The sequence below is a fragment of the Providencia sp. Marseille-Q8014 genome (assembly GCF_965112055.1).
The window spans coordinates 2768698-2792954 of the sequence record NZ_CBCOPT010000001.1 but is presented as its reverse complement, the minus strand read 5'-3'; the positions used below and the strand labels follow the sequence as shown (position 1 = coordinate 2792954).

The window sequence follows — 24257 nt, the reverse complement described above, 5'->3', positions numbered from 1 at the left end:
AAAAGTCACAGAAAAGGGATTAATAGACTAACGGGAAGTGATTAGCTTCCCGTCAAAATGATTAGCTAACAACGCGTACAGACCAAGATACATCTTCATCAGCGAGAAATGGGATCAATTTATCATGACCGCAATCAATCGATGAGGCAGTGATATTTTTTTCTTTTGTTAATTGGATAAAGCCCTCATTAACAGGAAGATTATAGAACTTAGGCCCATTTAATGAGCAAAAGGCTTCAAAATGTGCCAGTGCACCGAGTTCTTCAAATACCGTTGCATAAGCTGCGAGTGCGGTCGGTGCATTAAATACGCCCGCGCAACCACAAGATGACTCTTTACGATGTTGTACGTGAGGCGCCGTATCGGTCCCTAAGAAAAAGCGCTCATTACCAGATGCAACGGCTGCACGTAGTGCTTCTTGATGCACATTACGCTTTAAAATAGGTAAGCAATATAGGTGAGGGCGTACACCACCCACTAACATGTGATTACGGTTAAACATTAAATGTTGCGGTGTTAATGTTGCAGCTAAATAATTGTCTGCCTCTTGTACATATTGAGCAGCTTCTTTTGTCGTGATGTGCTCAAACACAATTTTTAATTTAGGAAACCTTTTTCTGAGTGGTTCCATGACTTGCTCGATAAAACGCGCCTCGCGGTCAAAAATATCGATATCACTTGAAGTGACTTCACCATGGATCAATAGTGGCATGCCAACTTGCTCCATTGCAGCAAGTGCTGAATAGATATTTTTGATATCAGAAACACCATGACTTGAATTGGTTGTTGCATTAGCAGGGTATAACTTACACGCTGTAAATACCCCTTCTTGGAAACCACGAATGAGTTCATCGGCATTCGTCGTATCGGTTAAATAACAAGTCATTAATGGCGTAAATTGATGACCCACAGGAACCGCTTGCATAATGCGTTCACGATAGGCTTTAGCCATTTCAATGGTCGTAACTGGGGGGACAAGGTTTGGCATGACAATGGCACGACCGAAAAACTGACTAGTATAGGGCACTACAGTTTTCAGCATATCACCATCGCGAAAATGAACATGCCAATCATCTGGGCGGCGGATCGTTAAAGTTGTTGCAGTTGTCATGAAACCGGCTCCATAAAGGGGGAAATAGAGTAATGAGCAAGATGCTCAAGCCGGAGCAGAATAATAAAACGAAAACGATAAAATAGCTACGCTAATTGACAATTATCTTGAAATATAAGCGTTTTCAATTTGGATTTATCATAAAGGAAAAAACAGGGAGTGTACTAAAGGTAGGTGAATTAAGTTGGCTCCTCCAGCTGGACTCGAACCAGCGACATACGGATTAACAGTCCGCCGTTCTACCGACTGAACTATGGAGGAACTCCTTAAAGCGAGAGGAATAGTAGCGTTACTGGATCGAAATGTCAAAGAAGAAACGGTAAGAAAAGTTTGATTGCTTGTTCTGTGATCGAATTGCTGTAAGTTTCATCGAATAGGGCATGGTAACGTGCTTTCGAGGGGGAAAGACGTGATGAATAAACGACGATAGTAGTGAAAAATAGTAGTGAAAAATAGTGATAGGAAAAGCGAGGTTATCTTCAAATAGCAAAAGCCCGCTATAAAGCGGGCTTTTTAAATTTGGCTCCTCCAGCTGGACTTGAACCAGCGACATACGGATTAACAGTCCGCCGTTCTACCGACTGAACTATGGAGGAATTGCGATGTTCCTGAGAACGAGGCGAATATTACCCATCCTATTGATGCTTGTAAAGCATAAATATGAAAAAAATTGCCAAGTGATTGCTAAATAAACAATATGGCGGTTATGTCAGCAAAAATAGGATCAATAGATATCGTACCTAAGAACGATAGTCATTAATGAAAACTATATTTAACGTTAAAGCTACAAAAAAATTAACAATGAGAGTGAGCTTGAATGAAAAAAACACTGTTAGCTGTCGCTTTAACCTCTGTGATTTCTAGTACAACATTTGCTGCACCTATTGATAAGCCTAATGTTCTGATCATCATTGTCGATGACATGGGATATTCTGACATTAGCCCATTTGGAGGGGAAATCCCTACGCCAAATTTACAAGAAATGGCTAATCAAGGTGTTAGGATGAGTCAATATTATACCTCTCCGATGTCTGCGCCTGCGCGCTCGATGCTGTTGACGGGGGCAACCAACCAACAAGCAGGAATGGGGGGAATGTGGTGGTATGAAAATACGGTAGGGCAACCTGGCTATGAGCTGCGTTTAACCGACCGAGTGGTCACTATGGCGGAGCGTTTCCAAGATGCTGGCTATAACACCATGATGTCAGGTAAATGGCATTTAGGTTATACCAAAGGAGCAAGGCCAACGGACAGAGGTTTTAATCAATCATTTGCATTTATGGGAGGCGGAACCAGTCATTTTGATGATGCGATGCCACTTGGAACAGTTGAACGTTTTCATACTTACTATACGTTAAATGGCGAAAAGACATCATTGCCGAGTGATTTTTATTCAAGTAAAAATTATGCGCAACAACTTGAACAATGGATAAAAGAAACGCCGCAAGACCAACCTATATTTGCTTACCTCGCTTTTACTGCCCCGCATGACCCCATTCAAGCGCCTGACGATTGGATCAGTAAATTTGATGGAAAATACGATGAAGGATTTGGCAAAGTTTATCGCCAACGTATAAATAGACTCAAAGAATTGGGTATTATCAATGATAAAACCCCCATGCCCAATTTGGATTTAGATAAAGAATGGCAGCAGTTAACGCCTGAAGAAAAGCGTTATGCTGCGAAAACAATGCAAGTATATGCTGCAATGATTGCCTATATGGATGATCAAATTGGCGGTGTCATAAATACATTAAAGGCCACTGGTAGAGAGAAAAATACCATTATTATTTTTGCTACGGATAATGGTGCTAATCCAGCTTCTGGTTTTTATTATGAATCGGATCCGCAATATTGGGAACAATTTGATAATAGTTATGAAAACCTTGGTCGTAAGAATTCATTTGTATCTGTTGGGCCTCACTGGGCAAATGTGAGCAATGCCCCTTATGCAAATTTCCATAAAACAACCAGCGCGCAAGGTGGAATTAATACTGACCTGATTATTACTGGCCCTGGTATTGGCAAAAAAGGCAGTATTGATCATACACCGATGGCTGTTTATGACATCGCTCCAACGTTATATGAATTTGCAGGTATTGATGCAAATAAACAAATTAAAAATATCCATCCATTACCGATGTTAGGCACAAGCTTTAAATCCCATTTCCTAGGTGAAAGCACGGTTAATCCTCGACATTTATTTGGTGTGGAATTACATAATCAAGCTGCATTAATTGACGGGGATTGGAAATTAAGACGTTTAGTGAAAGGTTCGTCAAAAGCGGAAATGGCACCTTGGCAGCTCTTTAATTTAAAAGAGGATCCACTAGAAACACATGATTTAGCGTCGAAATACCCTGAAGTTGTAAAAAAATTAGAGGGGCAATATCAACAATTTGCTGAGACGGGCATGATTATCGAGGCTAAAGGCGAAGCGATAGATTATATCGGCGTCGATGAATCAACGGGGCATTATATTGGTATCGATCCTAAAACGAACCAACGTATCGAGTCGAAAAAAGGGCAGTAATAGGAGGATAAAATGAAAATTGCGTTTTATGATCCACCTGTCGTTGATAAAAAATCGGTCAGATCGGCGATTCCTTTTCATATTTTATTAAAGCCCGTTGGTTCGGGCTGTAATTTAAAATGTGACTATTGCTATTATCCACAAAATAATGAGCAAAAAGCGGCACCGATGATAAAGGATATGCTGGAGCCTTTTATTAAAAATTACATTGCATCCCAGCCCATCTATACCAAAGAAATTAATTTTGTCTGGCAAGGTGGGGAACCTCTACTCGCAGGATTAGATTTTTATAAACGAGCGATGTCCTTACAACAAAAATATGTGCCTCAAGGTGTCCGCATTATTAATACATTGCAAACAAATGCAACGTTATTAACGCCGGCATGGTGCCGTTTCTTTAAACAGCATGATTTTATCATTGGCGTTAGTCTTGATGGTCCAGAACATATTCATAACCGCTATCGCCATGACAGACGCGGTAATAACGGAAGCTATCTGGCTGTGCTACAAGGCATTAAATTACTGCAACAGTTTGCTATTGAATTTAATATATTAACCGTTGTTCATGATGGGGTTGCTCATTTAGGCAAAGAAATTTATCTCCATCTGGTTGAGCTTGGCGCTCATTATATTCAATTTCAGCCCTTGATGTTAGAAGGGGATGCGATTAACCAAGGGTTTACCTTAAGTGCAAACAACTGGGGGCAGTTTTTAAGTTCAGTGTATCGACAGTGGCAGGCGTCGGCGCATATTGGCAAAGTCTATGTAATGAATATCGAACAAGTATACAGCCAATATTTTACCCATGTAAGCACAAGCTGTGTTCATTCGGAGCGCTGCGGCACGAATATGATGATGGAAACAAAAGGTGAAATTTATGCTTGTGACCATCAGGCAAATAAAAGTCATTATCTTGGCAAATTTAATGGACAGCAGGGATTCAGTGAATTTGTCACTTCTGCTATTTCGCTCCCTTTTGGACAAAATAAAAGCCGCCGTAAAGAATGCCAGCAATGTGCGGTGAAAATGGTGTGTCAAGGTGGTTGTCCCGCGCATGTAAACCTATTAGGTCGCAATCAATTATGTGAGGGATATTTTGCTTTTTTTAGCTTGGTGTTAGAGCCGATAAGGCAATACCAGCGAAATGCGCAAGGTGTGCAGCGTTGGCGTAATGCTATGTTGAAATAAAATGAACATTAATAGCAAAAAGCCCGCTATAAAGCGGGCTTTTCAAATTTGGCTCCTCCAGCTGGACTTGAACCAGCGACATACGGATTAACAGTCCGCCGTTCTACCGACTGAACTATGGAGGAATTGCAGTGTTCCTGAGAACGAGGCGAATATTAACGATATCGCCTCAGGCTGTCAACGATAAAAACACAAAAATAATTCGTTTGGTTACGGACTGTGCATTATGGTTGATTTTTACTCTAGCTTATTGATATTGCGCTTTATTCTGAGTCATTAATGGTGTTTCTACTCGTGTAGGAACTTCCGGATAGGCAATATGATAAATATCATAAAATGAAACCATCCCTTTAAGTTCGACCAAACGTGTAATTTCTTGTTTGATTGCACTACTAACATCATTCGAATCAAGGATTTTTTGAATCGAGGTATCAGAAACTTTCTCGGTTACAAACCATTCACCGTTATAGCAAACGCGTAAATCAAGGACACCGATATCTTCAAAACGATATACAGGTTTAATATCAAATAGCAGAACAGCCGCTAAAATGATAAATAATGCGGTAAAACCAAGCATCCAGTACAACCCAAAATAAGGGGCATAGAGGACTAAAATCGCTAATGGAATATAAGCGGCAACCATACCGATACATAAATAGGGATGGTTAGCGATAAATTGACTGTTGAAGTACGGCTTACCATCACGCTTTTCGCTTTTATTGATAGTGTCCAAATCTTCGATAAGTATTTTTTTAATGATATCCATGGTGTGATAGCTCTCTGTAAGACATCTATGCAATGAAGAGTATCATGCGTAAGTCGAATTGTTATATATCAGTTACGAAAAAAATTGAGTGTAATTGTCACGGCATAAGAATTATCTTATTGATAGCGTTTGGATTGACTCAATAATTCTTTCAATCTATCAACAAAATGCGAAAAAATTGTTAATTTAATAGCGTGAAAAGTGACGTAGCCTAAAAAACAGCGTTTTTTTCAGGGGAATCTCTATAAAATAGTTGCTATTATCCTTAACTCATGAGTTAATGGTCATCGGCCTGTTTAGCAGTCCTATTTGATGTATGATTACTGAGTTAGTGTGTTCTAAAGAAGAAAGTTATCCCAGATAGCCTTTGACCGTGACGCTTCATCTTGGTTTTTTCCTGATTAAATAGCTGACTCTGGCCCATATATGCCGAAAAGGCAAGTTTTTTTGATGTTATATAGGAAAAGTCAAATGTCCGACAAAATGAAAGGTCAAGTTAAGTGGTTCAACGAGTCTAAAGGCTTCGGTTTCATCACTCCTGCTGATGGTAGCAAAGACGTTTTCGTTCACTTCTCTGCCATTCAGGGCGCTGGTTTCAAAACTCTGGCAGAAGGCCAGCAAGTTGAATTCACCATTGAAAATGGTGCGAAAGGCCCAGCAGCTGCTAACGTAACTGCAATCTAAGCTTAATTGCTTAACTGATTTTCTAAAGCCCGTCATTTTTAATGACGGGCTTTTTCATTCCCGCTACACTAGGTTTCAGTACACTTTTACTGGAGACCGCCATCTGATGAAAATTAATGATCGTGTTTATGTCAAAACTGACGGCCAAGAACGACGTGAAGGCAAAATATTACTCATTGAAACTTTTAATGAAGGCATAATGTATTTAGTTTCTCTACCTGAATACCCAGGTGGTATCTGGTTTTTTAATGAAAAAGAAGGGGGAGATGGGATATTTGTCAGTCCCATAGAAAGCTAATTATTATGAAATATTATTTTAAAGCTTTACTTCATAAATAACGCAATCTATACTTCTTGCAAATTTCGTTAGGAGATAATTACTTGGACAGTCAGAGTTGTAATAAAAATTTAATTTTATTGGCAAGTAATTAATTATTCCTTCTATTAACTGCTTGCCGCGATGGTGGGCAGTATCAAGCGTTGACTCTCTCGATACTCCTTAATTAAATAACTATTGTTTATCAATAGGTTGTATTTTTTGTGAGTAAAGGTCATGAATCTCTATTTCTATTCATTATTTCCTCCAGGTAATAGCCTATAACGTTGAATAATTATTTTATTATTCATGCTTAAGGCTAGGTGAAATATATTTTACCTATTTTTATTATCCAATTTATTTTTGGAGGGATCATCATGTTATTTACTCCCGATATTTTAAATTTAGTTTTCGCAATGTGCTTAGGCGCTTTAATTGGTGCGGAACGTCAATGGCGTCAGCGCATGGCGGGTTTACGCACAAATGCGTTAGTCGCAACAGGGGCTGCCGTATTTATTCTGAGTTCGGTCACCACCTCACCTGATAGTCCAGGAAGAATCGCAGCACAAGTTGTATCTGGAATAGGTTTTCTGGGAGCCGGGGTTATCATGCGTGAAGGGATGAATATTCGTGGTTTGAATACGGCGGCCACACTTTGGTGCTCTGCTGGTATTGGGGTGTTATGTGGCCTCGGGCAGTACTCTTTAGCGACGATGGCTACGATGCTTATCCTTTGTGCCAATATTCTACTGCGTGAAGCGGCACAAAGAATTAATAAACAACCACAAACCCAAGCGCTTGATGTTGAACAACGTTATAAAATTCGTGTGATGTGTCATCAAGACGATGAAATCTTAGTTAGAACATTAATTTTACAAGCAATAAATGGATTACATATCCGGCTGCAATCATTAAGCAGTGCCGATACGCTTAGACCGGAACAGTTAGAAGTTATTGCTGAATTTTTAGCAACACCGGCGGAGCAAAAAGAAATTGAAGCATTGGTTTGCCGGATCAGTATTGAACAGAGTGTCAGTGCAATTAACTGGAAAGTGGCATCAGAGCTACCAGCCTAATGCTGAATAATTATTAACTAAAGGAGCCGAAATGGACGATCACCCTCCGTCATGGAGTAAAAAATGGGAGCTATCTAGCTATGAATAAATAATTTATTTTCAGTTAGATAGCGTTCAATTAGCACGGTAAATACCGTATTAGAGATAAACGTTATGACTGAAATCAGGCATCCGCGCAAAAGTGCCAAGACCACTGCGCGCCAAAAATATATTGTTGGCGAACAAGCCAACAAAACAATGGAACAAGTGCTTAATGAATATCAAACTAATTTATTAGGTTTGACAGATAATGAGGCACTCGATCGATTAGTTGAACAGGGCGAAAATGAAGTTGCCCATGAGAAAGCCCCTCCAGCGTGGAAGCAGCTCCTCTCCTCATTTAAAAATCCTTTCATTTTTGTCTTAATGACATTGGCAATAGTGAGTTTTTTCACTGACTATTTCATCCCTGAACGCCAAGGTGAAGAAACTGATTTAACAGGCGTTATTATTATTGTCACCATGGTGTTATTAAGCGGATTATTAAGGTTTTGGCAGGAATATCGAACCAATAAGGCTGCTGAAGCGTTGAAATCCCTTGTTCGTACCACCGCAACGGTGTTCCGTCGAGACAATAAAACAGGGCGTTCAGTACGCAAGGAAGTTCCCATCAAGTGCTTGGTTCCAGGAGATATTGTCTTGTTATCTGCTGGGGATATGGTTCCAGCAGATCTAAAACTGGTTGAGTCTCGCGATCTATTTATTAGTCAGGCGATATTAACTGGGGAGTCGATACCAGTAGAAAAATATGACACGCTGGGGGATGTCAGTGCGAAAAGCATTGATCCCATCTCACCAACCGAAAATGAATTGTTGGAAATCTCTAATATTTGTTTGATGGGAACCAATGTGACCAGTGGAACAGCGAGAGGGATCGTTGTAGCAACGGGCGCAAAAACCTATCTTGGCTCACTGGCCAAATCGATTGTTGGTAGTCGTGCGCAAACGGCGTTTGATCGTGGAGTCAACAGCGTTAGTTGGTTACTCATTCGCTTTATGTTGGTTATGGTGCCTATTGTTTTACTTATTAATGGTTTTACAAAAGGTGATTGGTTTGAGGCAACGTTATTCTCTCTGGCTGTTGCGGTTGGCTTAACGCCTGAAATGCTACCTATGATTGTCAGTTCAAATCTAGCCAAGGGCGCAATTGCTATGTCTAAACATAAGGTGATTGTAAAAAGGCTCAATGCGATTCAAAACTTTGGGGCAATGGATGTACTTTGTACTGATAAAACAGGCACATTAACGCAGGATAGGATTATTTTAGAACATTATTTAGGAAGTAACGGTGAAAAAGATAATCAAGTTTTGCAACTGGCATGGTTGAATAGTTTTAACCAAAGCGGTGCTAAGAATATGATGGACCAAGCGATCATTCGGCGCGGCAGAGGAAAAAATGCAATAGAGCAATTGCGTGCTTATCAAAAAATTGATGAACTTCCCTTTGATTTTATTCGTCGTAAGCTCTCTGTATCGGTGAGGACCCCAGCAGGAGAGGCACTATTAATATGTAAGGGTGCAGCAGAAGAGATGCTTGCTGTATGTACGAGTTATCAACACAATGGTCAATCTCAGCAACTTGACTCCCAAGCGAAACAACAGATTACCGAATTAGTCAGTGATTATAATCGACAAGGTTTTCGCGTGTTGCTATTGGCCACTCGCTCACTAAATAATGATGAAGCCAGTTTGCCACTTTCTGCCGTTGCGGAACAACAGTTAGAATTGCGTGGTATTTTAACGTTTCTTGATCCGGCGAAAGAAAGCGCAATTTCAGCGATTGCAGCTTTACGTGAAAATGGTGTGACCGTAAAAGTATTAACGGGTGACAACGCCATTATTACGGAAAAGATCTGTCACGATGTAGGTTTAAATGTGAGTGAGATTATGACTGGCCTTGAAGTTGAGGCTATGTCAGATACAGAATTAAAACAGAAAGTTGAGCAAGTCTCGGTATTTTGTAAGCTAACACCATTACAAAAGTCCAGAATTTTAAAAATATTGCAAGCCAATGGTCATACCGTGGGTTTCTTAGGTGATGGAATCAATGATGCACCGGCATTACGTGATGCAGATGTGGGGATTTCCGTTGATACAGGAACTGATATTGCAAAAGAATCTGCTGATATTATTTTGTTAGAAAAAGATTTAATGGTATTGGAACAAGGTGTGATTAAAGGACGAGAAACCTTTGGCAATATCATTAAATACCTAAATATGACGGCAAGTTCTAACTTTGGTAACGTATTTTCTGTTTTGATCGCTAGCGCCTTTATTCCATTCTTACCGATGTTAGCGATTCATCTATTAGTACAAAACTTGTTATATGATATTTCCCAACTGGCTTTGCCTTGGGATAAAATGGATAAAGAGTTTTTAAAACGTCCACGCAAATGGGATGCAAAAAACATAGGCCGTTTTATGGTATGGGTAGGTCCTACATCATCCATTTTTGATATTACTACCTTTGCTTTGATGTGGTACGTTTTCCAAGCTAATAGTGTTGCTCATGAAGCATTATTCCAATCAGGTTGGTTTGTTGAAGGGCTATTATCACAAACCTTAGTTGTTCATATGTTACGTACGCAAAAAATACCGTTTATTCAAAGCACTGCGGCGTTACCCGTCTTATTAACCACAGGGTTGATAATGGCGCTTGGTCTTTATATTCCGTTCTCCCCATTCGGTGAGTGGATCGGATTACAACCATTGCCAATAGAATATTTCCCTTGGCTAGTGTTAACGTTAGTCAGTTATTGTGTTGTTGCACAGCTAATGAAACAGTTTTACATAAAACGTTTTGGTACTTGGTTGTAGATAATTAAAACGTGGTAGTAAGGCTATTTTAATCGCCTTACTACTCAGCTAAATACAGAGATTAAAGCGTCATTTGCTTGTTTTGAAAGATAATAACAACAGGGTAGTCTTCATTCAATTTACTGCCTTGAACAGCTTTAATAATAACAGTGTATTTGTGACATATTTTTATACTGGGACATTTTTACTGAATACAGGATGATTATTAAAAATAATATGAGAAACATCTCTTCGATAGGGGGGGTAGAATAGGCTTTGAGAAACTATTTTCTGGGTACTCAACAGTTCAGCATGATGACGCTATTTTTTATCATTATTGAATGGCCGATTTTCAGGAAATTATAATAAGCCATTTTTATTGTTATAATTGAGTATGAAGGGAGACAGGACGAGACAATATTTGAAGGCTTGCGATTGTACTCTCATTATAAAAATATGGAGCCATATATCTATAGCCCCATGGTATAGAGAAATCTTATTACTGTAGGCCTAAAGCAGATTTCATTTGTTTCATTGCATCAATACCTTGTTGGCAAGCTTTATCTTGCTGATCTTTAGGTAGTGCTGCAACTTGTTTTTTACCTTCTTCTAATTGGCCTTTCATAGCATCTAATTGAGCTTTTGCTTCTGGATTTTCAGACGCTTTTGCAATCAGAGAATCAATCTCAGCAAAGTAGGTATTACAAGTTTCTGTTGCACCCGCAACTTCTGATTTTTTCTCTTCATCAGAACAAGCTGTGATCGTTAATGCCATTAAACCCATACCGCAAGCTAGAATTAACTTTTTCATAATCAACCTTAAATTATTTATTTTTGAAGTAGCAGAGGGAGTATATAAAAGTTTTTCTCGATATCAAACGTAACAAATCCTAAAAAATAACTCGAAAAATACCTTATAAGTTAGCTTAAAACTGATATCTAAAATCTATGAGCCAAGATATTTGGCATTTTAATCTAAAAGATGAGTGTGATGTATTGAAAATATATTACAAGATGCCGTAATAACATAGGCCATTGACAAGATAATGTTGTCTGTTGTTATCACAAGCGGGGCATTTGCAGTAATGGGAATATTTTAATATAAGTCGACTGTTTTTTATTCAATTTGCTTAAGGCGTGGTATCACCATGAATCAAGAAAGTTATCCACAGACTGAGCGTGAATTTACCCACAGAAAATGTGGATGGTATCAATTTATAGGTGTCGTATATTAGCGATGTGGTATGAGTGATATCAGTGTAACGACCTTAATAAGTGAATGGGTAAATTTACTTAAAAAAATAAATTAATATCTCAGATGGCTGTTTGGGGTGAAATTATAATCTATAAATTAGATATATCTTTTGGTTATGAGCTATAACTTTTTTGCATATGTTAAAAAAATAAATTCATATGCTTAATAAGCACATAAATGTAAAATTAAATTTACAACTTTTCTTTTATATCAGCTTATGAGCTATTTAAAAAATTAATATCTACGCAGAGAATAGTTAAATTTTGGTTATGTTAGGTGAGTTACTTCACATTTTTACTATTTTAACGCCAATTTAACTATCAAACTGATTTATAAATTAAATTTTTATTGAATGCTCGGTTGATTATCGGGTAAAGTCATCACTTTAACTGTTGGTATAGTTAGCGACTTATAATGCTTTATTGTGATTTTATTCTGTGCAAAGGCAATAAATGACTGGTTTAATAGGTTGACGCTAAATCAAATTCGTACCAAACTCTAGTCTTCGCAGAAATTCGCCAAAGAGTGATAGACGCGATAGAATGCATTTCACAGAGGGAAAATAGCTCATACCGTGTATTTTTAGTATGAACTAGTCTCTTAAGAGAAAGCAAAAGAGCTTGATACAGATAAATCTGTATTATTATGCAACATAGCGGATAAATAATAATGCTATGGGCATGCTAAGTATGTAGCGTGGATACCACGTTACAATTTTAATTTTAGACTTACACACAGGGCTTTATCATCATGTCTGCTTCTATTGTTAAGAAACGGCCGCTGAGTCGTTATATCAAAGACTTTAAACACAGCCAAACTCATTGTGCACATTGTCATAAAACACTGGATCGTATCTCTCTAGTCTTTAATGATAGCATCTTGAATAAAGAAGCTATTGCGGAGATGACCGAGCTAGTCGATGAAAATACATGGGTTGAATTACAAGATAAATTTACCGCACTTTGTCGTTTTTGCAGTGAAATTTATTGCAATAGTAATACTGATTTCTTTGACATCATGTCATTTAAACAGTATTTATTCTTACAGACTGAAATGAGCCACAGCACAGTTCGCGAATATGTTGTTCGTTTGCGCCGTCTTGATGAACTTCTCTCATCGTCTAATTTTTCAATGAAAGAGTTTACAGCGAGCAAAATTCAAGAGCAATTAAGCGATAAAATGACTGAATCTGCTTTTAGCAACTACAATATTGCGCTACGTAAATATGAGCAATACTTGTATTGGGAATCAGAGAAAAATTAATCCATAGCAAAGAACCTAGTTAACAACTTGTTCAGTGCAATACGGTTATAGTACGTCAGGTGTCCATTATGGGCACCTTTTTGTTTCTAATGAATATAGTGATTTTCTTCGTCATTAATCGAGGTTAATTAGAACTGTCTATTGTGATGGTCATATTAAGAATAAGTACTAACCACAATGGATAATTATTTAGATTCAATCTTAGCTCAATATTATTAATTACCAATATTGAATATCTGGTTATTAAAAGAACAATACAGATTGGGTTGAAATAATAAAGGGCATGACGGGAAGGTAGGAAGCAAATAAATAAAACGACGCCTGAACCTAATATTAACTAGGCTCAGGCGTTTTTAATTAGCCAATGGTCATTAGGCTTGCATTACCACCTGCTGCTGCGGTATTGATGCTCAATGAACGTTCATGGACTAATCTTTCAAGTAATAAGTTGGTTTCACCACGCTCGAAACCTTGTACTGAAATGATTGGGCCTTTACGTTGAGCGATACTCTCGCAGACAACTTTGAGTTGGTCACTGTCACCATGATAAATAACGGCTTCAATATGGCCATGATGTTCTTGCCAATTTTTTGTCATTGCAACTGCATGACGCACTTTTTCAGGCAGTGATTTGTAGAGCTTTTGGTGGATCTCACTTTCAGGCCATAATGCTTGGCAGCCGCTGGCAAGAACCCCAGCCAATTGCACTAAACAGTCTTTTTCATTATCACTAAGACATAAAATCGTGCCACGTGGTGTTAAGGTATACGTGTTCTTTTCACCCGTAGGTCCCGGTAGTAAACGTGATGTACCTGCTTGTGCATGGCGTGCAAATTGCTCTAAGACTTCAGATTCTATATGGTGTTCTTGTTTCTCTAACCATGTAGAAAGGGCATTGAAAGACTCAAGTAGAATAGGGCGTGCAGTGGCATCTAGTGCAAGCTCGCTATCTTGTCTTTCGAGCGTACGAGAGACAGCATTATCTGGACGCTCACTTAATAATCGATACAGATAGAGTGGTCCACCCGCTTTCGGTCCAGTACCCGACAGACCTTCACCACCAAATGGTTGAACACCGACAACCGCACCAACCATATTCCGGTTAACATACAGGTTGCCAACTTTGGCTCTTGCAACGACTTGGTTGATGGTTTCATCAATTCGAGTATGAACGCCTAACGTTAATCCATAACCCGCAGCATTGATCTGCTCAATAATATCAACGAGTTGTTCTCGTTTGTAACGAACAACATGTAGCACAGGACCAAAGATTTCTTTTTTCAGTTCACTGACGTTATCCAATTCAATCAATGTTGGTTTCACATAAGTACCTTCAGATTGCTCATGGAGATCCTCATTATGATTGAATACGGCTTGGAACACCTCTTTGCCTTTGCTACGCATTTGTTGAATATGTTGCTCAATATTCTCTTTAGCTTCGCTATCAATGACAGGCCCAATGTCAGTATACAGATGCTCAGGATTCCCCATACGGCACTCTTCCATCGCACCTTTAAGCATACGTATTGTGCGATCCGCGACATCTTCCTGAACACACAAAATACGTAAAGCCGAACAGCGTTGACCCGCACTATCGAACGCGGAAGCGACCACATCGGTGACAACTTGCTCCGTTAAGGCTGATGAATCCACGATCATCGCATTCAACCCGCCCGTCTCGGCAATGAGTGGTGTTGGGCGGCCTTGAGCATCCAGCCTGCCTGCAATGTTACGTTGCAATAAACCTGCCACCTCAGTAGAACCAGTAAACATAACGCCACGAACTCTTGTATCACCAACCAGTTTCGCGCCGATAGTTTCCCCTTTACCCGGTAAAAATTGCAATACTTCACGTGGAATACCCGCCTGATGGAGTATCGATATTGCAATTGAGCCTATAAGAGGAGTTTGCTCCGCCGGTTTTGCTAATACGGTATTACCTGCCGCTAATGCTGCCGCTATTTGCCCTGTAAAAATAGCTAATGGGAAGTTCCATGGGCTAATACAGACGACAGGACCTAGTGGTCGATGCGTATTGTTATCAAAATCATCTCTGACTTGAGTTGCATAATAATTGAGGAAATCGACGGCTTCTCGAACTTCTGAAATCGCATTCGCGTAGGTTTTACCCGCCTCACGAACAAGCACATCTAACAATGGCTGTAGCTGTTGCTCCATGATATCAGCGGCACGTAGTAATATCGCCGCACGCTCTGAAGGTGGAGTAGCAAACCAAATCGCACCGGCATCACTGGCGATATTTAATGCATATTCAGCTTCCTCTAACGTTGCTTCACGCACGTGACCAACAATATCGGAATGGCAGGCAGGATTAATGACAGGCACTCTGTTTTCGGCTGCTTCCGTAGTTTGATAATCCCCTCCTAACAGTGGCTGAGCTAATTTTTCCTGCATTGCAGCCGTTAAAAGAGCGCTAGAAAGTGAAGCTAAACGGTGCTCATTTGACAGATCCAGCCCCATTGAATTGACGCGACACTGGCCATAAAGATCACGAGGTAATGCAATTTTAGGATGCGGTAAACCAATTTGTCCTTCGACTTTAGAAAGCTCAACTACTTCTTTCACTGGGTCAGCAACTAACTCATCAAGAGGAATCGTTGCATCCGCAATACGGTTAACAAATGAAGTGTTAGCTCCATTTTCGAGTAGACGACGAACCAAATAGGCTAACAACGTTTCATGAGTACCAACTGGCGCGTAAATACGGCAAGGACGATTAAGCTTGCCGTCAGCAACTTTTCCAACCACTTGTTCGTATAGCGGCTCCCCCATGCCATGTAAGCATTGGAACTCGTATTGGCCTGGATAGTAATTTTTCCCTGCAATTTGATAGATAGCAGCGAGGGTATGAGCGTTATGTGTTGCAAACTGTGGATAGATAAGGTTTGGAACAGACAATAATTTACGAGCACAAGCCAGATATGAAACGTCAGTATAGACCTTACGTGTATAAACAGGATAACCTTCTAAGCCATCAACTTGTGCGCGTTTGATCTCGCTATCCCAATAAGCCCCTTTAACTAGACGGATCATTAATCGACGCTTACTGCGTTCTGCAAGATCAATAATAGAGTCGATTACAAATGGGCAGCGCTTTTGGTAGGCTTGGATGACGAAGCCAATCCCATTCCAACCGGCAAGTTTAGGCTCGAAACAGAGTTTTTCGAGTAAATCGAGTGAGATTTCTAAGCGATCTGCTTCTTCCGCATCGATATTGATCCCCACATCATATTGATGTGCTTGTAGCACTAATGATAATAAACGAGGATACAACTCTTCCATGACGCGCGAATATTGTGCGCGACTATAGCGGGGATGCAAGGCAGATAATTTAATAGAAATGCCTGGGCCTTCATAGATGCCTCGGCCATTAGATGCTTTACCGATTGCATGAATAGCTTGTTGGTATGACACCATATAATCTTGGGCATCTTTTTCTGTTAGTGCTGCTTCACCTAACATGTCATAAGAGTAGCGAAACCCTTTTTCTTCCAGTTTCCGAGCATTTGCTAATGCTTGTGCGATAGTTTCACCAGTAACAAACTGCTCACCCATCAAGCGCATCGCCATATCAACGCCTTTGCGGATTAATGGTTCACCACTCTTACTAATAATACGGTTTAAAGAGCTAGAGAGTTTTGCTTCATTATGTGTAGAAACTAATTTACCAGTGAACAATAAGCCCCAAGTTGCTGCATTGACAAACATTGAGCTACTTTGCCCTAAATGGGATTGCCAATTACCCGTACTGATTTTATCTCGGATCAGTGCGTCACGTGTTGCTTTATCTGGGATACGTAATAGCGCTTCAGCTAAGCACATGAGCGCAACACCTTCTTGTGAAGAAAGTGAAAACTCTTGTAATAAGCCTTGAACTAATCCAGAACGACCAATGCCATTTTTTTGGTTACGTAGTTTTTCCGCTATGGAGTAAGCCAACTGGTGTGCTGCATCGGCTTGTTCAGCGGGCAATTGCGCTTGTTGCAATAACATGGGAAGTGCTTGCGTTTCAGGAATGCGATAAGCGGATGTAATCGCTGAGCGTTTAACCGATTGGGGTAAAATATGTTCAGCAAAATCCAAAAAAGGCTGATAATTCGATTCTGTTAGTGATTCTTCTTCTGATATTTGGCCGTCTTTGTTATCTTGTCCTGCGGAGATCTCAGGGATGAACTGCTGATTATCAAGCTGTTCAAGATAATTGAATATGGCTTGCTTAATTAGCCAATGCGGCGTGCGGTCAAGACGTTGAGCAGCAGTTTTAATGCGTTCACGAGTCGCTTCATCAAGTCTCACACCCATAGTTGTCGTACTACTCATCCCATTTCCTCTAAATAATTAGCTACTAGAAACAAAAAAGTTACACATCAATAGCATGATGTTGCAACTTTGTGCAACGTTGTTAAAGCCTATTCTAAAGGAATTGTGAAATATATCGTATTTTTATTTGTTAAATGAGATGGTCAATAATAACAAATTAATTTTTTATTGAAAATCAATCGGTTGAATTTAACCCCTTAATGAGTGGAATGTTAATCAATCTATTAACTTTAGTACCACTAATTTAACATTTGTGATATGGGTATCGTTTATGGAATAAAATGGCGTTAATTTCTTGTTAAATGTAAATGAGTTTGTCTAGCATGCTAAGGTGATATTTTTTATTAAGTGCAACACAACACAAACACAAGACACATAAATTTATAATTTAATTTGTTGACGTGCAATTTAGTGCAACAAACCAAAAAAGAATAACTATTCTATGGAGAAGACGGATGACTGTAAGCACTCCGATGATCATTATGTTCATCGTATATATTACTGGCATGTTACTTATTGGCTATTTAGCTTATCGCTCAACGAAAAATTTTGATGATTATATTTTAGGCGGGCGAAGTTTGGGTAGCGTGGTAACAGCCTTATCGGCCGGTGCCTCCGACATGAGTGGGTGGTTGCTAATGGGGTTACCTGGCGCTATTTTCCTCGCGGGTATTTCGGAAGCTTGGATTGCGATAGGATTGAGTTTAGGCGCTTACCTCAATTGGCTATTTGTCGCTGGGCGTTTACGCGTTCAAACTGAGAAAAATAATAATGCGTTAACCTTGCCTGATTATTTTACTAGTCGCTTTGAAGATAATAGTAAAATTTTGCGTATTATCTCCGCTGTTGTCATTTTAGTGTTCTTTACCATCTACTGTGCTTCTGGTGTTGTCGCTGGTGGCCTATTGTTTGAAAGTACTTTTAATATTAGCTACGAAAAAGCAATGTGGCTTGGGGCATTAGCAACAATCGCATATACATTCCTAGGGGGATTCTTAGCGGTAAGTTGGACAGATACCGTCCAAGCCTCGTTAATGATATTCGCATTGATTTTAACGCCTATCGTGATCATCTTCTCATTAGGCGGTGCCGATACCGCAATTGAGGTGATTAAAGCTAAAAACCCTGAATATTTAGATATGTTTAAAGGGTTGAATTTTGTTGCCATTATCTCGCTATTAGGGTGGGGGCTAGGCTATTTCGGGCAACCACATATTTTAGCTCGCTTTATGGCTGCGGATTCTCATCGTACTATCCGTTCTGCTCGTCGTATCAGTATGACTTGGATGATTTTGTGTCTTGGTGGAACGACGGCTGTTGGTTTCTTTGGTATTGCTTATTTTGAAATGAATCCTGCATTAGCCTCTTCGGTTATGGGGAATAATGAGCGTATTTTCATGGAGCTAGCGGGGATACTCTTTAATCCTTGGATTGCCGGTATCTTATTATCCGCTATTTTAGCCGCGGTTATGAGTACATTAAGTTGCCAATTATTAGTATGCGCAAGTGCTTTAACTGAAGATTTGTATAAGCCATTCATTCGTAAAAAAGCAAGCCAGAAAGAACTCGTTTGGGTTGGTCGTTTAATGGTTCTGTTAGTGGCAGCGATTGCGATCTACATCGCAAGAGACCCTGATAGCAAAGTTCTGGCACTGGTTAGTAATGCATGGGCTGGTTTTGGTGCTGCTTTTGGTCCCGTTGTCTTAATGTCAGTATTGTGGAAGCGCATGACACGAACAGGGGCTCTTGCAGGGATGATAGTTGGAGCTGTCACAGTATTAGTTTGGATGAAGTACAAGTGGTTTGCACTGTATGAAATTATTCCTGGCTTTATTCTTGCGACTATTGCAATTGTCCTTGTTAGCCTATTAACAAAGGCACCAAGTGCTGCTGCTCAGGCGCGTTTCGAACAAGCTGAGGCGGAATATAAAACGAAGTAATTTATAAAATAAAGTCCCCCCAGTAGTTGGGTAATCAACTGCTGGGGGTTTTTTATGAGCAAATAGAAAATGACTATTGAATATTGTTCATTGATTTTATTTTGTATAGCCTTATTTTTTGAGCATTCAAATCTGAGCTTGTGGGGATGTTTATTCACCGCAAGTGATGGTAAAAATAATCAACTTTGAGTAAGGCGCTCAGTTTGTTTCCTTTAGACTTGTCTAAACCGCTTATCCGCTTTTGTTACCCGATGACTTGTTCACAAGTATCAGCTATCCACGCTGGAGACCCTTTAGAACCCCCGCTTAGTGCCAGTATTTGTGGAACAATGTAATCCCATGCTTTATGTGAAAGCTTATAACTAGGCCTTGACTCGAGCTTTGTTAACCAGCCACAGATATTAGGGTATCTTTCTATTATTTGCTTAAAATTGGGGTCAATCCTTAAAGCAAAAATATCGCAAGCATAGAGTAAATCTGCGGCGGAAATATCATTTCCAGATAAGAAATCTTTGCCTTCAAGCAGAAAATCTAAATTTTTAAACATAGCATGAAGTGCATTTAATTTAGCTTCAATCTCAATTGCTGAGGGTTTTGCTATCCCAAGATATGCAGGCATTAATAGTACGGGAAGAAAATATTCCAATGTTGAAATTTTACGAAGATTCGTATGATACCAAGATAAATGTTTATTGATGACAGCCTTAGATCTATGGTTCGCTCCAAACCATTTATCACTACAACCGTGAATATCGGTAAGGTAGTTCATGATTGCCGTTGCTTCGGAAAGGCAAAAGTCGTTGTGCTGCATTGCGGGTATCTGATGCAACGGATTGACGGCTAAAAACGCCTTAGAAAGATGTTCTCCTCGCGTCAACCACGTGTATTTGATATCGATGGGAATATTAGCCTCAATACAAAGCCAGTGAACTGCTCTACTTGGCTCTGAGGTAGGATCATGAAAAATAGTCAATGCGGATAAATTTGTCATTTTTTACCTTTAATTTAACGTTGCTCATTAGACATAAAGTGAACTTTACGATCATGTTTATGACTTATCTCTTTCAATGTAATACCAAAATAAATTAATAAATAACAGCTCAACTGCTTAATAATCTGTCGATATTTATTCTCTACACTAACTTAAGTAAACGGCGGCATTAATAAAAGGTGCTTGTACGGTTAGGAAAAAGTGCATTGAAAATGTACTAGCACAGATGAAGAAGATTGAGCTGATGATATTTGGTTCAGAAATAGCCATATCGATAGGCTATAGGTATGAATGCATAAGGTATTACGAAGTCGATAAAAGTTAAAAGGCCTGAGTTCAGGAGTGTCTTGAATTCAGGCCTTTTAAGCTATTTGAATAACATATTCAATTTTATAGTAGCGCTTTACTATCTGGTCTTTAATGCGTTTTCTTACGGCGTTTAACGACTTGGTAACCAATTAATAGAATGATAAGCCAGACAGGAGTCGCGATCAGTGCTTGTCTTGTATCATGCTGAAATGCCAGTAGCACTACCATAAATGCGAAGAAAGCCAAACAAATCCAAGACATCACAATACCCGCAGGCATTTTATAAAGTGAAGCTTTATGGAGCTGTGGGCGATGTTTTCTAAATTTGAGGTAACTGTATAAGATCATACTCCAGATAAACATAAATAGGATCGCTGATACAGTCGTGACTAATGTAAAAGCATGCATGATATCAGGAATAAAATAGATCAGTACGATACCAAAGCTGAGACAAATACAGGTAAAGATCAGTCCCGTGGCTGGAACAGCTTTTTTTGATAAACGACTAAACTGTTTTGGTGCATCGCCTTCTTTTGATAGGCCAAATAGCATGCGGCTGGTTGAAAAGACGCCACTATTAGCCGAAGAGGCTGCTGATGTCAGTACAACAAAGTTAACAATACTCGCAGCTGCCGGTAAGCTAATCAATACAAACATTTCAACAAATGGGCTTTTATCCGCTAAAATTGTGCGCCATGGCGTTACCGCCATAATCACAATCAGCGATAACACATAAAAGGTAATGATCCTAAAAGGAATAGCATTAATTGCTTTTGGCAGAGATTTCTCAGGATCACGGGTTTCTGCTGCGGCAGTGCCGACCAATTCTATTCCTACAAAGGCAAAAATGGCGATTTGGAAGCCCGCGAAAAAGCCACTCATTCCCATCGGGAACATGCCGCCATCATTCCAAATATTACTTAATGATGCAGTATGACCTGCCGGTGATTGAAAGTTCATGGCGATTAAAGTGCCACCAACGGCGATGAGCGTGACAATGGCAACAATCTTGATCATGGCAAACCAGAATTCGAGTTCACCAAATAGCCTGACAGACACTAAATTCAGCGTTAATAGAACGACAACGCAAATAAAAGAGGTCACCCATTCAGGGAAATCGGGGACCCAAAAACTGACATAGGATGTAATGGCGACAATATCGGCAATACCTGTAATGACCCAACAAAACCAATAAGTCCAGCCGACAAAAAAGCCAGCCCAAGGACCAATGAGGTCGGATGAAAAATCACTAAAGGATTTGTAATTGAGGTTGGAAAGTAATAATTCGCCCATGGCTCGCATGACAAAGAAGAGCATGAAGCCAATAATCATATAGACAAATATGATTGAAGGGCCCGCGAGTGAAATGGTTTTCCCAGAACCCATGAATAGCCCAGTTCCGATCGCGCCACCGATAGCGATAAGTTGGATATGGCGGTTACTTAGGCTACGTTTTAGCTGTTGCCGATCAGCAGACGAGCGTGTTGATGTTGAGGATTGATTTTCTTCCATCGGTATTTATCCAAAGAGGTTGGTTAGTGCGGTCACAGTATATTTTTAGTTGTGTGACAGTGTTTGCATAAATATTGTGACACAAATCTCAGTCAGTGTAAGGAAAACTTAACTGATTGTAAGTAGAGTGGTGATATCTTAATCCAAAGATAACACCAAATTAACATCAATAACCAAAATTTAATTATATAAATAAAATAGCAGAATAATGTAGATTCTGCTAAATGAGAGAGATTAAACAAATTTATCGGATTGTCAGCTCTGTAGGTAGAGCGATTGGTTTTGAGCCACAGCCAAACAGTATTGAGGTCGATCATCGAATCGCGAAAGCATTTTTTGAAATGAATAGTTCTATTCTTGATGGATATTTTAACTTAATTTCAAGCGTTATATTACTTAGTTTTCAATCACACTGATCGCCTACAGATTCAGGAATATTAGCCTCGGCGTTTATCAGGAGTTAATACATTAAGCAATCGATTGTTTATGATTACTTGATATTGTATTCCCATAAAATGTTCTAATGGGAGAGTGACTAATGTTTCTAAACTAGGGCTATTGAATCAGTCATCTTCATATGACTGATAACTCTGAAGAGTAATACCTTTGTTAACCTTGAAAAAATCTTTGCTGCTTGATGCAGCAAAACGACACGGTTATAAAAGTTAAATGGGATATAAAAAATACTCATACCGACTACGAAAAATAGCGGTTAATTATCCATTCAATGTACGCATAAAAAAGTGAGCGCCCGCCAAACGCTGCTCTTCTTTCGCAACAATGCAATGATTGCTAAGAAGCTCCCCTTGTAATGACCGTTTTGATAATAAATAAGCCAATTGCCGGATAATTAGATTATGTATTATCAAATTCTGGCTTGCTTGCGCATCCCACAAATCGTAATATGATACCAACAAGGCTAATTATCATTCAATTATCATTCAATTATTATTCAATTATTATTCAATTATTATTCAATTCTCATAATATTAATTTTTTCCAACCAAGAGCGAAAATATTAGAAAAAATCTATGTGTATTAAGTAACAAATTACTTGAGAATAACCTTTGGGAACTGTTTTTTTCTTATCTGGGTGACGCAAAATACGCTAATGATTCTCTGGTATTTTAATAGGTTACATTAATAGTGACGGTATCGCTATAACTGCCTGGAGGATAATTTGTTGATGGTACCGTGACATAAACCGGGTAGTCTTTAGTGATCCCCGAGCCGATATCGGTAATTAAATTTAAAGGATTATTTCCCCACGTTGCGCCATTTAACCCCGGTGTTGAGTTTAATTGATAAGGAATTTTTTCAGTAGTCGAAATACTTTGTAAAACCCCTGAACCTTGTAAATTATTATTTGAGGGTAAGAGTCCGATACTAAACGGTGTTGTATTTGTACAAGTGACCGAAATATGGCCACTAGCCGCAGCATTATTTGTTGAGCTCTGTACACTGCCAATATTAATGTCTCCATTACTTGATACTAGGCATTGATCAGTAATTGTTGCGGTTACGACAAAAGGAAAACTAGGGCCAACAATTGAACCACAGCTATTAGGCGTACTAAGGATACCAAGATTTAAGGTTGAGGTGGCTGTTAGTGAGGTATAAGTGTCAATATAAGTTGCAGGAATAACACTTGATTGATTAACTGATAGTTGAGCGTAAATAGTCACTGAACCAGTCGCAGGTGTTAGTCCTTGGTTTAAGCTTAATTTAATCATAATTGGACTGGAGCCAGAAATATGTTGACTCCCCCAGATTAGACTATGATTTGCATTTTGATAGAGCTGATAATTAATGGGACTATTTAATCCAACTGGTAACATTTGGCGAGAGGTAATTTGTCCAGAAACGCTGGAGATACCAATATTTAAACAAAGTGTGGCACCAACAAGTGTTTCGAGAGTTTCTTTAGTACAGCTATAATTAAAGGTCAAAGAGGTGGTTGCCACGTTATTCGTTAAAGGCATTATGTGACCAAAATTCAATGTGCTAATATTTGAAATGGAGCAAGCTAGGCTATAAGCGTGACGAGGTAAATTTAAAGACAGAGATAAGAAAAAAACAATGCAAGATATTTTATATTTTCTATGAAGAGTTAACATTTTTTATCTCCTATTCAATT

16 protein-coding genes and 3 tRNA genes are annotated in these 24257 nt (G+C 39.2%); 9 read left to right on the top strand and 10 right to left on the bottom strand.

Annotated elements, in window-relative coordinates; genetic code table 11:
- Positions 1–61 precede the first annotated feature (61 nt).
- The 3 genes from pyrC to ACWPW6_RS12345 form a co-directional block, all read right to left on the bottom strand.
- Positions 62–1111: a dihydroorotase gene (gene pyrC / locus ACWPW6_RS12355; protein WP_154624502.1), complete on the bottom strand. Its 1050-nt coding sequence runs from the start codon at positions 1109–1111 to the stop codon at positions 62–64.
- A 185-nt stretch (positions 1112–1296) separates the two neighbouring features.
- Positions 1297–1372 (bottom strand) — tRNA-Asn (locus tag ACWPW6_RS12350).
- 259 nt (positions 1373–1631) lie between these two features.
- Positions 1632–1707, bottom strand: a tRNA-Asn gene (locus ACWPW6_RS12345).
- Positions 1708–1928: 221 nt separating this feature from the next.
- On the opposite strand from ACWPW6_RS12345, the gene ACWPW6_RS12340 reads away from it, so the two are divergent.
- Together ACWPW6_RS12340 and ACWPW6_RS12335 are read left to right on the top strand one after the other, a co-directional pair.
- Positions 1929–3644 (top strand): arylsulfatase, encoded by a 1716-nt coding sequence (locus tag ACWPW6_RS12340; protein ID WP_249999025.1) that lies wholly within the window; start codon positions 1929–1931, stop codon positions 3642–3644.
- Between the two features lie 12 nt (positions 3645–3656).
- Positions 3657–4832, top strand: coding sequence for an anaerobic sulfatase maturase (locus tag ACWPW6_RS12335; protein WP_249999023.1), 1176 nt, complete (start codon positions 3657–3659; stop codon positions 4830–4832).
- Between the two features lie 49 nt (positions 4833–4881).
- Here ACWPW6_RS12335 and ACWPW6_RS12330 read toward each other — a convergent pair.
- Together ACWPW6_RS12330 and ACWPW6_RS12325 are read right to left on the bottom strand one after the other, a co-directional pair.
- A tRNA-Asn gene (locus tag ACWPW6_RS12330) sits at positions 4882–4957 on the bottom strand.
- 122 nt (positions 4958–5079) lie between these two features.
- A complete protein-coding gene (locus tag ACWPW6_RS12325) occupies positions 5080–5598 on the bottom strand; it encodes a YlaC family protein (RefSeq protein WP_154624497.1) in 519 nt (172 codons plus the stop codon).
- Positions 5599–6069: 471 nt separating this feature from the next.
- On the opposite strand from ACWPW6_RS12325, the gene cspE reads away from it, so the two are divergent.
- The 4 genes from cspE (at position 6070) to mgtA (ending at position 10530) form a co-directional block, all read left to right on the top strand.
- The gene (cspE, locus tag ACWPW6_RS12320) at positions 6070–6282 is read left to right on the top strand and encodes a transcription antiterminator/RNA stability regulator CspE (RefSeq protein ID WP_008911725.1); all 213 of its coding nucleotides are present in this window, start codon (positions 6070–6072) and stop codon (positions 6280–6282) included.
- A gap of 106 nt (positions 6283–6388) precedes the next feature.
- Positions 6389–6580, top strand: a complete 192-nt coding sequence (gene dsrB, locus ACWPW6_RS12315; RefSeq protein WP_195848191.1) for a protein DsrB — start codon at positions 6389–6391, stop codon at positions 6578–6580.
- Positions 6581–6975: 395 nt separating this feature from the next.
- On the top strand, positions 6976–7674 hold the full coding sequence (locus tag ACWPW6_RS12310) for an MgtC family protein (RefSeq protein ID WP_154621814.1): 699 nt from the start codon (positions 6976–6978) through the stop codon (positions 7672–7674).
- 153 nt (positions 7675–7827) lie between these two features.
- Positions 7828–10530, top strand: coding sequence for a magnesium-translocating P-type ATPase (mgtA, locus tag ACWPW6_RS12305; protein ID WP_249999021.1), 2703 nt, complete (start codon positions 7828–7830; stop codon positions 10528–10530).
- Between the two features lie 478 nt (positions 10531–11008).
- Here mgtA and ACWPW6_RS12300 read toward each other — a convergent pair whose 3' ends face one another.
- Complete coding sequence (locus ACWPW6_RS12300) at positions 11009–11320, bottom strand: DUF5339 domain-containing protein (RefSeq protein ID WP_154621816.1); 312 nt, start codon at positions 11318–11320, stop codon at positions 11009–11011.
- Positions 11321–12514: 1194 nt separating this feature from the next.
- On the opposite strand from ACWPW6_RS12300, the gene fliZ reads away from it, so the two are divergent.
- Complete coding sequence (gene fliZ / locus ACWPW6_RS12295) at positions 12515–13027, top strand: flagella biosynthesis regulatory protein FliZ (RefSeq protein WP_154624120.1); 513 nt, start codon at positions 12515–12517, stop codon at positions 13025–13027.
- A gap of 357 nt (positions 13028–13384) precedes the next feature.
- On the opposite strand, the gene putA is transcribed toward fliZ, so the two are convergent.
- A complete protein-coding gene (gene putA / locus ACWPW6_RS12290) occupies positions 13385–17368 on the bottom strand; it encodes a trifunctional transcriptional regulator/proline dehydrogenase/L-glutamate gamma-semialdehyde dehydrogenase (protein WP_249999019.1) in 3984 nt (1327 codons plus the stop codon).
- A 455-nt stretch (positions 17369–17823) separates the two neighbouring features.
- On the opposite strand from putA, the gene putP reads away from it, so the two are divergent.
- Positions 17824–19308 carry a sodium/proline symporter PutP gene (gene putP, locus ACWPW6_RS12285; RefSeq protein ID WP_154624122.1) on the top strand — a complete coding sequence of 495 codons (1485 nt, stop codon included), beginning with the start codon at positions 17824–17826 and terminating at the stop codon, positions 19306–19308.
- Positions 19309–19552: 244 nt separating this feature from the next.
- Here putP and ACWPW6_RS12280 read toward each other — a convergent pair whose 3' ends face one another.
- Both ACWPW6_RS12280 and cycA read right to left on the bottom strand, forming a co-directional pair.
- Positions 19553–20299 carry a glutathione S-transferase family protein gene (locus tag ACWPW6_RS12280; protein WP_249999017.1) on the bottom strand — a complete coding sequence of 249 codons (747 nt, stop codon included), beginning with the start codon at positions 20297–20299 and terminating at the stop codon, positions 19553–19555.
- 417 nt (positions 20300–20716) lie between these two features.
- Entirely contained in the window at positions 20717–22120 is a 1404-nt protein-coding gene (gene cycA, locus ACWPW6_RS12275) for a D-serine/D-alanine/glycine transporter (RefSeq protein WP_249999016.1), read from the bottom strand.
- 224 nt (positions 22121–22344) lie between these two features.
- On the opposite strand from cycA, the gene ACWPW6_RS12270 reads away from it, so the two are divergent.
- Positions 22345–22536, top strand: coding sequence for a hypothetical protein (locus ACWPW6_RS12270; RefSeq protein WP_272657456.1), 192 nt, complete (start codon positions 22345–22347; stop codon positions 22534–22536).
- Between the two features lie 711 nt (positions 22537–23247).
- Here ACWPW6_RS12270 and ACWPW6_RS12265 read toward each other — a convergent pair.
- Positions 23248–24237: a Csu type fimbrial protein gene (locus ACWPW6_RS12265; RefSeq protein WP_454209780.1), complete on the bottom strand. Its 990-nt coding sequence runs from the start codon at positions 24235–24237 to the stop codon at positions 23248–23250.
- Between the last annotated feature and the right edge of the window lie 20 nt (positions 24238–24257).